This is a genomic window from Roseococcus thiosulfatophilus, assembly GCF_017311575.1.
Lineage (GTDB): Bacteria > Pseudomonadota > Alphaproteobacteria > Acetobacterales > Acetobacteraceae > Roseococcus > Roseococcus thiosulfatophilus.
Map to the genome: position 1 here is coordinate 130438 of NZ_JAFFQY010000064.1, position 11382 is coordinate 141819.

Annotated in this window: 13 protein-coding genes; 12 read left to right on the forward strand and 1 reads right to left on the reverse strand. The window is 71.5% G+C overall.

All coding sequences use genetic code 11. The features are described from left to right. Positions 1–3: 3 nt before the first annotated feature. The 9 genes from lgt to JTN19_RS19760 all read left to right on the forward strand — a co-directional run bounded on the left by lgt (position 4) and on the right by JTN19_RS19760 (position 7371). The gene (gene lgt, locus JTN19_RS19720; RefSeq protein WP_206936213.1) at positions 4–792 is read left to right on the forward strand and encodes a prolipoprotein diacylglyceryl transferase; all 789 of its coding nucleotides are present in this window, start codon (positions 4–6) and stop codon (positions 790–792) included. A gap of 13 nt (positions 793–805) precedes the next feature. Further along, entirely contained in the window at positions 806–1771 is a 966-nt protein-coding gene (locus JTN19_RS19725) for a class I SAM-dependent methyltransferase (RefSeq protein WP_242531311.1), read from the forward strand. Beyond that, positions 1772–2497 (forward strand): peptidoglycan editing factor PgeF, encoded by a 726-nt coding sequence (gene pgeF / locus JTN19_RS19730; RefSeq protein ID WP_206936217.1) that lies wholly within the window; start codon positions 1772–1774, stop codon positions 2495–2497. A 62-nt stretch (positions 2498–2559) separates the two neighbouring features. Beyond that, positions 2560–3429, forward strand: coding sequence for a hypothetical protein (locus JTN19_RS19735; protein ID WP_206936220.1), 870 nt, complete (start codon positions 2560–2562; stop codon positions 3427–3429). Positions 3430–3522: 93 nt separating this feature from the next. Next, a complete protein-coding gene (locus JTN19_RS19740) occupies positions 3523–4455 on the forward strand; it encodes a ribose-phosphate pyrophosphokinase (protein WP_206936222.1) in 933 nt (310 codons plus the stop codon). 11 nt (positions 4456–4466) lie between these two features. After that, positions 4467–5030: a histidine phosphatase family protein gene (locus tag JTN19_RS19745; RefSeq protein WP_206936224.1), complete on the forward strand. Its 564-nt coding sequence runs from the start codon at positions 4467–4469 to the stop codon at positions 5028–5030. A 57-nt stretch (positions 5031–5087) separates the two neighbouring features. Continuing rightward, a complete protein-coding gene (locus tag JTN19_RS19750; protein ID WP_206936226.1) occupies positions 5088–6053 on the forward strand; it encodes a Bug family tripartite tricarboxylate transporter substrate binding protein in 966 nt (321 codons plus the stop codon). Positions 6054–6067: 14 nt separating this feature from the next. Further along, positions 6068–7057, forward strand: a complete 990-nt coding sequence (locus tag JTN19_RS19755) for a Bug family tripartite tricarboxylate transporter substrate binding protein (protein WP_206936229.1) — start codon at positions 6068–6070, stop codon at positions 7055–7057. A 131-nt stretch (positions 7058–7188) separates the two neighbouring features. Continuing rightward, complete coding sequence (locus JTN19_RS19760) at positions 7189–7371, forward strand: hypothetical protein (protein ID WP_206936231.1); 183 nt, start codon at positions 7189–7191, stop codon at positions 7369–7371. Positions 7372–7374: 3 nt separating this feature from the next. On the opposite strand, the gene JTN19_RS19765 is transcribed toward JTN19_RS19760, so the two are convergent. Beyond that, complete coding sequence (locus JTN19_RS19765; RefSeq protein WP_206936331.1) at positions 7375–8499, reverse strand: anhydro-N-acetylmuramic acid kinase; 1125 nt, start codon at positions 8497–8499, stop codon at positions 7375–7377. A 53-nt stretch (positions 8500–8552) separates the two neighbouring features. Between JTN19_RS19765 and tyrS the strand changes: the two genes are divergently transcribed. The 3 genes from tyrS to JTN19_RS19780 are packed head-to-tail and all read left to right on the forward strand — an operon-like array spanning position 8553 to position 11350. Then, complete coding sequence (gene tyrS / locus JTN19_RS19770; RefSeq protein WP_206936237.1) at positions 8553–9782, forward strand: tyrosine--tRNA ligase; 1230 nt, start codon at positions 8553–8555, stop codon at positions 9780–9782. Further along, positions 9779–10165 carry a RidA family protein gene (locus JTN19_RS19775; RefSeq protein ID WP_206936239.1) on the forward strand — a complete coding sequence of 129 codons (387 nt, stop codon included), beginning with the start codon at positions 9779–9781 and terminating at the stop codon, positions 10163–10165. The genes tyrS and JTN19_RS19775 overlap by 4 nt, the downstream gene beginning before the upstream one ends. Before the next feature lie 57 nt (positions 10166–10222). After that, positions 10223–11350 carry a hypothetical protein gene (locus JTN19_RS19780; RefSeq protein ID WP_206936242.1) on the forward strand — a complete coding sequence of 376 codons (1128 nt, stop codon included), beginning with the start codon at positions 10223–10225 and terminating at the stop codon, positions 11348–11350. Positions 11351–11382 lie beyond the last annotated feature (32 nt).

An 11382-nucleotide genomic window follows, 5' to 3' on the forward strand; every position in this document is an offset into this window, starting at 1 on the left:
CGCATGATCCCCTTTCCCCAGATTGACCCCGTGGCCTTGCAGATCGGGCCCATCGGCATCCGCTGGTATGCGCTGGCCTATATCGCCGGCATCGTCATCGGCTGGCGCGTGGCGCGGCGGCTGGTGGAGGCGGCACCGGCGGCCGGCACGGCGCGGCAGGTGGATGATTTCGTCACCTGGGCCACGCTCGGCATCATCATCGGCGGGCGGCTGGGCTATGTGCTGTTCTACCGGCCGGCCTACTACCTCCAGAACCCGCTGGAGGCGCTGATGGTGTGGCAGGGGGGCATGGCCTTCCATGGCGGGGCGCTGGGCGTCATCGTCGCCGCGCTGCTGTTCTGCCGGTCCGAGAGGCTGAACCCTTTGGCCTTCGGCGACCGGGTGGCGGTGGTCGTGCCCATCGGCCTGTTCTTCGGGCGCATCGCCAACTTCATCAATGGCGAGCTGTGGGGCCGCCCGGCCAGCGTGCCCTGGGCCATGATCTTCCCGCATGACCCGCTGCAACTGCCCCGCCACCCGAGCCAACTCTACCAGGCGGGGCTGGAGGGCGTGGCGCTGTTCCTCGTGATGCTGGCACTGTGGTCGGTCCGGGCCAACCGTGCGCGGCCGGGCCTTCTGACCGGGGCGCTGATCGCGGGCTATGGCGTGGCGCGCAGCGTGGGCGAATTCTTCCGCCAGCCGGACGACAATCTGGGCTTCCTGCTGGCGGGCTCCACCATGGGGCAGCTGCTGTCGGTGCCGATGATCCTGGTGGGCGTCTACCTCATCATCCGCGCCCGCCGCGCGGGCTGAGATGGCCCAAGGGATGGAACGCCTGGACGCCTTCATGGCCCGCGCCGGCGCGGGCTATTACGCAAGGCGCGCCGGGCTGGGCCGCGACTTCACCACCGCGCCCGAGATGAGCCAGGCCTTTGGGGAATGCCTGGGCCTGTGGTGCGCCGTCACCTGGCAGGCCATGGGCGCGCCGTCGCGCGTGGTGCTGGCGGAACTCGGCCCCGGGCGCGGCACCTTGATGGCGGATGCGCTGCGCGCGGTGCGGGAGATGGTGCCACCCTTCGCGGCGGCGCTGGACCTGCACCTGGTGGAGGCCTCGCCCCTGCTGCGGGCGGCACAGGCGGAACGCCTCGCCGCCACTTGGCATGACGGCGCCGAGACCCTGCCTCCGGGCCCCATGATCCTGCTGGCCAACGAGTTCTTCGACGCCCTGCCCATCCGGCAATTCGTTCGGCGGGGCGCGGGCTGGACGGAGCGTTTCGTGGCCGGAGGCGCCTTCGTGGAGCATCCGGCCGAGGACCAGGGCGAGGCGCCTGAAGGCGCGGTGCGGGAGGTCTGCGAGGCCGGTCGCGCCATGGCCGCCACCCTCGCCACGCGGCTGGCCCGCGAGGGCGGCGCGGCGCTGATCCTGGACTACGGCCCCGCCGAATCCGGGCTGGGCGACACGCTCCAGGCCCTGCGCGACAACGCCGCCGCCGACCCGCTGGCGGAGCCGGGGAGCGTGGACATCACCGCCCATGTGGACTTCGCGGCGCTCGCCGCCGCGGGGCGCGGCGCCGGGGCGGCCGCCCATGGCCCCATCCCCATGGGCGTCTTCCTGCAACGCCTGGGGCTGATGGCGCGCTCGGCCATGCTGGCGCGGGCCGCGCCCGCCCAGGCGGGGGCCATCCTCGCCGCCGCCCAGCGCCTCGTGGCGCCCGAGGGCATGGGCCGGCTGTTCAAGGCGCTGGCCCTGGCGCACCCTGCCCTTCCCACACCGGCAGGCTTCGAGGGCTGAATGGCCGAATTCCTCACCCATGATGCGCTGACGGCCCGGCACGGCTTCTTCACCCGCCGCGGCGGCGTTTCGGCGGGGGGCTATGCCTCGCTGAACTGCGGGCTGCGGGGCGATGACGACCCGGCCAATGTCACCGAGAACCGCGCGCGCGCCACGGCGGCGCTGGGCGCGGCGCGGCTCGTCTCGCTCCGCCAGGTCCATGGCCCGGCGGTGGTCGAGGCCGAGCCCGGCTGGGCCACCCTGCCCGAGGCCGACGCGATGGTGACGAACCGCCCGGGCCTGGCACTCGGCATCATCACCGCCGATTGCGCGCCCGTGCTGTTTCATGACCCCGTGGCCGGCGTGGCGGGGGCGGCCCATGCCGGCTGGCGCGGCGCGGTGTCGGGCGTGCTGGAAGCGACCGTGGAGGCCATGGTGAAGCTGGGCGCCGAGCCCCAGCGCATCACCGCCGTCATCGGCCCCTGCATCGCCCAGCCGAGCTATGAGGTGCGCGCCGATCTGAGGGATGCGGTGGGCGATGCGCGCTTCTTCGCCCCCGGCCGCGACGAGGCGCATTTCCAGTTCGACCTGGCCGGTTATTGCGCCCACCGCCTTTCGGGCATCGGCGCGGCGCGGGTGCTGGGGGTGGACACGCTGACCGAGGAGGATCGCTTCTTCAGCCACCGCCGGCGCACCCTGGCGGGCGGCGGACCCCTTGGACATCAGCTTTCCGCCATCATGCTATGAACCTGCCATGCCCTACATGATCATCTTCCTCGCCCTGCTCCTGCTCACCGCGATGGTTTCCTGTGTCATCGCGTAGCTGGCTGCTGGTCGCGCTGGCGCTGCTGCTCGCCGCCTGCGGGATCGAGCCGCGGCCGCCGCACTGGGGCAATCCAGGCGGGGCGGCGCCCTGGCTGTCGCGGCCACTCGCGGTCCGCATCGCCATCCCGCCGCCCGAGGCCGCGCTGCTGCCCTCGGCCGATGCGGCGCGGCTGGCGGAGGCGGTCAGCACCGCGCTCCAGGCCGGCGACGTGCCGGCCACCGCCACGACCCCCCTGCCGCTCGACTGGCGCCTCGTCATCCTGGCCGAGAACCAGGGCGGCACGGTGCGCCCCACCTACCGGCTGCTGGACGCCGATGGGCGCCCGCAGGGAAGCGTGGGCGGCAACCTCGTGCCCGTCGCCGCCTGGGCGGCGGCCGAGCAACCCACCCTCGATGCCGTGGCCTCCGATGCGGGGGCGAAGGTCGCGCAACTCATCCTGGGCATCCAGGCGGCGCGCGCCTCGGCCTCGCCGGCCGCCTTGGCCGCCGGCCCCGAGCGGGTGCGCCTGCTGCCCGCCACCGGCGCGCCGGGTGATGGCAACCAGGCGCTGACGGCCCGGCTGCGCGAATTCCTGTCCGCCCAGGGCTATGTGGTGCAGGACATCGCCGATGGCGCGGCTTTCGCCGTGACCGCCGAGGTCAGTGTCGTCCCCGCCCCCGCGCCGCGCACCGAGCGCGTGGAGATCCAATGGATCGTCTCGCGCCGCGACGGGCATGAGCTGGGGCGCGTGCTGCAATTGAACGAGGTGCCGGCCGGGCGGCTGAATGGATTCTGGGGCGACATCGCCTTCGTCGCGGCGCAGGAGGCGGCGGGCGGGGTGCGCCAGGTGATTCGCAACGCGGCCAACCCGTGACGCCACATGCCAGGGCTGTTGTGGCGTGAAGTTTACAGCACGATGCCCTGCGGCTATCCCTGCCGCGCACGGAACAAGGGGTGAACCGGCCCGATGAAGATCGTCGCCTGCAACAGCAACCGCCCCCTGGCCCAGGCGGTGGCGGATGCGCTGGGCATCCCGTTGACCAATGCCTCGGTGCGGCGCTTCGCCGACATGGAGGTCTTCGTCGAGATCCACGAGAACATCCGCGGCGAGGATGTCTTCGTGATCCAGTCCACCAGCTTCCCGGCCAATGACCACCTGATGGAGCTGCTGATCACGCTGGACGCGCTGCGGCGTTCGTCGGCGCGGCGCGTGACAGCCGTGGTTCCCTATTTCGGCTATGCCCGGCAGGACCGGAAGAGCAGCCCGCGCTCCCCCATCTCGGCCAAGCTGGTGGCGAACCTCATCACCCAGGCGGGTGCCGACCGCGTGCTGACGATGGACCTGCATGCGGGGCAGATCCAGGGCTTCTTCGACATCCCGGTGGACAACCTCTATGCCGCGCCGCTCTTCGCGCGCGACATCCAGGACCGCTATGCCGGCCGCGAGCTGATGGTGGTCAGCCCCGATGTGGGCGGCGTGGTGCGCGCGCGGGCCATCGCGCAGCGCCTCAACACGGACCTCGCCATCATTGACAAGCGCCGGCCGCAGGCGGGTGTTTCCGAGGTGATGAACGTGATCGGCGACGTGTCGGGCCGCGACTGCATCGTGATTGACGACATCATTGACAGCGGCGGCACCCATTGCAACGCGGCCGAGGCGCTGATCAAGAACGGGGCGCGCAGCGTCTCGGTCTATGTCACGCATGGCGTCTTCTCCGGCGGCGCCGTGGCGCGCGTGGCCAAGGCGCCCATCGAATCCATGGCCGTGACGGACACCATCGCGGCGACCGACGCGGTGCGGAACTCCAACAACATCCGCCAGCTCCCCATCGCGCCCCTGCTGGCCGAGGCCATGCGGCGCATCAGCGAGGAGAGTTCCGTCTCCTCGCTGTTCTGCTGAGGGCTCCCCCGATGCCGCTGAACCCCATCCCCTTCTGGTTCCTCCGCCATGGCGAGACGGACTGGAACGCCGAGGGCCGCAGCCAGGGTCGCAGCGACATTCCGCTGAACCATGTGGGCGAGATGCAGGCGCGCCGCGCCGCCCGCACGCTGGTGGGCCAGAAGATCGCGACGATCGTGGCCTCGCCGCTCTCCCGCGCCCGCGTCACCGCCGAGACGGTGGCCGAGGCGCTGGGCCTTCCCGTCCAGCTCGACCCCGAGCTGGAAGAGGTGAATTTCGGCGAGCAGGAAGGCCAGTTGATGGGCGACTGGTATGATGGCTGGATCGCGGGCGACTACACCCCCGCGGGAGCCGAGAGCTTCGCCGAGCTTTCCGCCCGCTGCGTCCGGGCCATCAACCGCGCCACCGCCCTGCCCGGCCCCGTGCTGGTGGTGGCGCATGGGGCGCTGTGGCGCGCCTTCCGCCATGAGGCGGGCATGACGGCCAACATCCGCACGCCCAACGCCCTGCCGCTCTGGGCCACGCCGGGCACGCCCTGGACGCTGACGCCGCTGGAACTGGCGCCGGAGGAGTAACCCGGCACGGGTTTTGCTGAACCCCAGGCAATCAACTTGCCATGTGGGGTTCACCTGATGCGTCGCCGTTCCCTTCTGCCTATTCTCGCGGCAACTGCTCTTCCCTTCGGCGCTTCGGCCCAGTCGGGCTGGGTGCCTGACCGGCCCGTGCGCCTCATCGCGCCCTTCGCCGCCGGGGGTGCCGCCGACATTCTCGCGCGCATCGTGGCCGAGGACCTCTCGCCGTTGCTCGGCCAGCAGGTGGTGGTGGAAAACCGCACCGGCGCGGGCGGCGCGGTGGGCACCGAATCCGTGGCCCGCGCCCGCCCCGATGGGCTAACCCTGCTGATGGCGAGCCAGGCCACGCATGGCATCGTGCCCAACATCACCCGCCTCAGCTTCGACCCCGCCACCGACACCGTGCCGGTCGCGAACCTGGCCGGCGTGCCCGCCGTGCTGATCGTGAACCGAGACCTGCCCATCACGAGTTTCGCGGAATTCGCGGCCTATGCGCGGGCGCGGGCGGGGCAACTCTCCTATGGCTCGGCCGGCATCGGCTCCTCCACCCACATGACGATGGCGCTGCTGCTGCACATGGCGGGGCTGGATGTGACGCATGTGCCCTATCGCGGCACGGCGCTGGCCATGCCCGACCTGCTGGCCGGGCGCATCATCGGGATGACGGACACCATCACCTCCGCCCTGCCCGCCATCCGCGACGGGCGGGTGCGGGCCATCGGCGTCTCCAGCCCCGCGCCGCTGCCGGTGCTGCCAGACGTGCCGCCGCTGGGGGCCGATGTCCCGGGCTATGAGGTGCTGAACTGGTATGGCCTGGCCGGCCCGCGTGGCCTGCCGGCGAATATCGTCACCACGCTGCACGCCCATATGCAGACCCTGCTGGGCCGCCCGGCCTTCCTGGAGCGCCTGGCGAGCCAGGGCGCCCAGCCCCTGCCGATGAGCCCCGAGGCCTTCGGCACCTACATCGCGCGCGACCGGCAGCAATGGGCCGACCTGGTGCGCGCCACCGGCATGACCGTGCAGTGATGGGAGAGCCCCGCATGACCCGCCTCTCTCGCCGCGCCCTGGCCCTGGCCGGCGCCGCCGCCCTCGCCACACCCGCCCTCGCCACCCGGGCCCTCGCCCAGGCCAACTGGCCCGAGCGGCCCATCCGCTGGGTGGTGCCCTTCCCGCCCGCCGGCACGGCCGACATCCTGGCCCGGCTGCTGGGCGAGCATGTCAGCCGCAGCCTGGGCCAGCCCATCGCCCCCGAGAACCGGGCCGGCGCGGGGGGCACGCTGGCCGCCAACATCCTTTTCCAGGGCCGTGGCGACACGCATCTGGTGATGGTGAGCAATTTCGCGCCGCATGGCGTCTCGCCCACCCTCTTCCCGGGTGTGGCCTATGACGCGCAGCGCGACTTCACCCATCTGGGCCTGCTGGGCGCGCTGCCCATGGTACTGGCGGCCCACCCCTCCTTCCCGGCGGCGGATGCGGCGGCACTGCTGGCGGCAGGGCGCCAACAGGGGGCCTCGCTGACCATGGGCTATGGCGGCAATGGCACGGCCTCGCACCTGATCGGGCTGTCGCTGCACCGGGCCGCGGGCATGTCGCCCACCTTCGTGCCCTATCGCGGCTCGGGCGCGCTGCTGAACGACGTGATGGCGGGCACCGTGCCGGTCATGATCGACACGCTGAGTGCGGCGATCGGCCATATCCGCGCCGGGCGCATCAAGGCGCTGGCCGTCAGCGGCCCCGCCCGCAGCCCCGCCTTGCCCGACACGCCCACCTTCAACGAGATCGGCGTGGGCGAGGCCACGGGCATGAACTGGTTCGGCTTCTGCACGCCCACGGGCCTGCCCGAGCCCATCGCCGCCCGCTGGGTGAGCGAATTGCGCACCGCCCTCGCCCTGCCCGCTGTGACCGAGCGCCTGGCGAGCCTGGGCGTGGAGGGCACCAACATGGACCCGGCCTATATGACCGAATTCGTGGGCACGGAGGTGGCGCGGTGGCGCGAGGTGATCCGCGCGAACAATGTCACTGTCGGATAGTTGATCTTTTTTCGGGCAATGGGTTTGGCTGCAACCGCCCCTTAACCTTCGCGTTGGAAGATTATGGGGCGAATGCCTTTCAACCGGGCAGCCACGCACCATCTATTGAAATGGCATCAAGGATCGCCGCCATGACCACTCGCCTCACGGGACGTGGAATTTCTCTGGCCCAGGCCGCGCTGGCGATTGCCGCCGCGGCAAGGGCCACTCGCGAGGCCGCGGCCGCCCTCATCGCCCCGGCGCCGCAGCCCATTCCGGTGCGCGTGGCCCGCACCGGCCGCCGCCCCACCCGCCTGCAGCACGGCAAGGGCTGAGCCCTACAACAAGGACCCCAGGACCCGCCCGCCCACCATAGGACGTGGCGCGCCTGTGGTCTCCGGAAAGCTGATGGGCAGGCCGCGGGCGGTGCGCGCCGCCAGTACGGCGAAGCATTGCGCCTCCAGCGCGTCCCCATCCCAGCCCACCACCTCCACCGGGCGCACCGGTTCTGAAAGCGCCGCCGACAGCGCGCGCATCAGGGCGGGATTGCGCCGACCGCCGCCGGCCACCAGCCATTGCATGGGCGGTTCGGGGAAATGGCGGCCCGCCACGGCCACGCAGACGGCGGCGAAGGCGACCAGCGTCGCCGCGCCATCCTGTGGCGAAAGGTTGTGGGCGCCGGCTTCGCGCAGCGCCCGGTCGAAATCGAGCCGGTCCAGGGATTTGGGCGGCGGGGCCGCCAGATAGGGGTGGGCCATGAGGCGCCCCAGCACCGCGCCATCCACCTCCCCCGCCAGCGCCAGCCTCCCATCGCGGTCATAGTCGCGCCCGATGGAGCGCTTGGCCCAGTCATCCAGCGGCCCGTTGGCCGGGCCGGTGTCGAAGGCCAGCATCTCGCCCTGCGCGCCCAGCCAGGTGACGTTGCCCACACCCCCTAAATTCAGCACGGACAATGGCTTGGGGAGGTTTGCTGCGAGGGCGTGGTGGGCAATGGGCACCAAGGGCGCCCCCTGCCCGCCTGCCGCCACATCCGCGGTGCGGAAGTCGAAGGCGACGGAAAGCCCCGTGGCGCGGGCCAGCGCCTGGGCGTCCCCGATCTGCCAGGTGAATCCCTGGGCGTTGCGGGCATCACCCGGGCGGAGCGGACGGTGGAGAATGGTCTGGCCGTGGAACCCCGCCAGTTCCGCGTCAGGCAGACCATTGCGGGCGGCCTCGCGCATCACCCGGCGCACGGCCTCCACATGGGCCTCGGTGAGGCGCGCGGTGACGCTGGCGAGGAATTCGTCATCCTCATGCAATGTGGGAGCCAACTCCAACAAGCGCCTGAGATCACGCCGCAAGGCCGGGTCATAGGGCAGGGTCAGGGTGGGCCCCAGGCGTTCCACGCGCTCGCCATCCGTTTCCACCCAGGCGGCATCCACCCCGTCGAGGGAGGTTCCGCTCATCAGCCCCACGATTCTCAACATGGGCGGAGTGTGCTACGCGACCCGCCCACTCGCCAATTGGACGTTTCCCCATGAGTTCCGCCGATTTCCTGCATGTGCTGCGCGAGCGTGGCTTCATTCACCAGGTCACCGACGAGGTCGCGCTCCAGACGCGGCTGAACGCCGGGCCCATCGCCGGCTATATCGGCTATGACTGCACCGCCGACAGCCTGCATGTGGGCCACCTGGTCCAGATCATGATGCTGCGCTGGCTCGGCACCACGGGAAACCGGCCCGTGGTGCTGATGGGCGGCGGCACGACCAAGATCGGCGACCCCTCGGGCCGCGACGAGACGCGCCAGATCCTGACCGAGGCGCAGATCGAGGCCAACAAGGCCGGCATCCGCAAGACCTTCGACGCCATCCTCCAATTCGGCGACGGCCCGGGCAAGGCGATGATGCTGGACAATGCCGAATGGCTGGACCAGCTGCGCTACATCCCCTTCCTGCGCGAGGTGGGCCGGCATTTCAGCGTGAACCGCATGCTGACCATGGACAGCGTGCGCCTGCGCCTGGAGCGCGACCAGCCGCTGACCTTCATCGAATTCAACTACATGCTGCTCCAGAGCTATGACTTCCTGGAGCTGCGCCGCCGCCATGGCGTCGTGCTGCAGATGGGCGGCAGCGACCAGTGGGGCAACATCGTTATGGGCGCCGACCTGATCCGCCGCATGGACCAGGCCGAAGCCTTCGGCCTGACCACGCCGCTCATCACCACCGCCTCGGGCGCCAAGATGGGCAAGACGGCGGCGGGCGCGGTCTGGACCAACCCCGAGCGCCTTTCGGCCTATGACTACTGGCAGTTCTGGCGCAACGCCGAGGATGCGGATGTGGGCAAGTTCCTGGCCCTCTTCACCGAGCTTCCCATGGCTGAGGTGCGGCGCCTGGGTGCCCTCCAGGGTGCCGAGGTGAATGACGCGAAGAAGATCCTCGCCACCGAGGCCACCGCCATCCTGCACGGCCGCGAAGCCGCCGATCTCGCGGCCGAGACGGCCCGCCGCGCCTTCGAGGAAGGTGCGGCCGCCGACACCCTGCCCAGCATCACCGCCACCCTGCCAGCGCCGCTGGCCGACCTGCTGGTGAGCGCCGGGCTCGTCGCCAGCAAGGGCGAGGCGCGGCGCCTGGTGGCACAGAATGGCGTGCGGCTGAACGACACGCCGGTGAATGACGCGGGCCTGACCGTCACGCACGAGGATTTGCGCGACGGCGCGGCCAAGCTCTCCGCCGGCAAGAAGAAGCATGTGCTGGTGCGGGCCGCATGACGATCGCCTTCCTCCACCCGCCCGGCCCGGGCGAGGCGCGCCCCTTCTCCCGCGCCGTGAAGGCGGGCGGCATGGTCTATGTCTCGGGCGCCTCGGCCCCCCATGACCCGGCGCGCGGCCTCCACCGCGGCGCCACCCCGGCCGAGGAGGTCCGCAACGCGCTGACCTACATCGCGGGCCTGTTGGAGGAGGCGGGCAGCGGGCTCGACCGCGTGGTTCAGGTGACCATGCTCATCAGCGACCGCGCCGACTACGCCGCCTGCAACGCCGAATACGTGAAGTTCTTCCCCCGGGGCCTGCCCGCCCGCCACACGGCGCTGTTCGGCGTGCCCACGGAGGCCAGGGTGGGATTTGCCTGCATCGCCCTTGCGGGAGAACAATAGTCCCCCGACCAGCCCGCGATATGATCGACCCCAGGTTGCCGAAGGGGAGGCAAGGATATGGGGCTGGAGCGCAAGGTCGAGACCGCGCGCGTGCGCGCCAGCGATACGGCGCCCATCCTCTGGATGCTGGGCCATGCCGGCGCCGGGCAGAGCAGCCTGGTTGCGCACCTGGTCCATGGCTGGCGCGCGGCCCTGCGCCCCGCCATCGAACCCGCCACCTCCACCGCCGAGCAGTTCGCCCATCCGGAGGAACTGCCCCTCATCCGCTTCCTGCTGACCACGGGGCTGAGGCCGGGCGAGACCTATGACCCGTCGGAGGACATGGCCTTCATGGAGGCCGCGCCCGGCCTCATCCTGGTGACGGTGGCCGCCGCAGAACTCGACCATGGCGGGCTGCGCGCCGCCCTGCGGACCATCCGCGACGCGCATCCCGAATGGCGCGTGCTCGTGGCGCAGACCCGGCTGCATGAGCTCTATCCGGAGGGCGCGGGCCACCCCACCCCCTACCCCTTCACCCCGGCCGTCGCGGTGAACCCGGTCCCACCGGCCCTCGCGGCCGCGCTGGGCGCCCAGCGCGCCGCCTTCGACGGGCTGGCGGATGGCTTCGTGCCGCTGGACCTCACCGAGGGCGAGGGGCTGCGGGAGCCGCATGACTACGGCCTGCCCCAGTTGCTGGCCGCCATGCAGGCGCTGGCCCCCGAGCTTGTGCCCGGCCTCGCCCCCGGGCCCGACCCGGAGGAGGGCATCCGCCAGCAGGTCATCCTGCCCTGGGCCATGGCCGCCGCAGCGGCCGATGCGCCGCCCCTGCCCCTGCTGGGCGGCGTGCCGGCCATGGCCTTCCAGGCGGCCATGGTGCGCGCCATCGCGCGGCGCTACGGCCTGGGTTCCGACGCCGCCATCTGGGCCGCGCTGATCGCGGGGCTGGGCGCCGGTTTCCTTCTGCGCCACGCCATGTCCTGGATGGTGCGCCAGGTGTTGAAGCTGGCACCCTTCTGGGGAAGTGCCGCGGTCAGCGCCTGGACCTTCGCCGTCACCTGCGGACTGGGCGAAGCCGCCATCCGCATCTGCCGCGACGAGGCGGAGGACCGCCGTCCCACCCCGGCTGCCCTGCGCGCCGCCTTCCGCAACGGCCAGCGGCGCGGCGATGCGCTCCACGATGCGGGCCGCGGCGGCGCGCCCTACTGAGATTTGTCCGTGCAGGGGTCCACAAGCCGCCC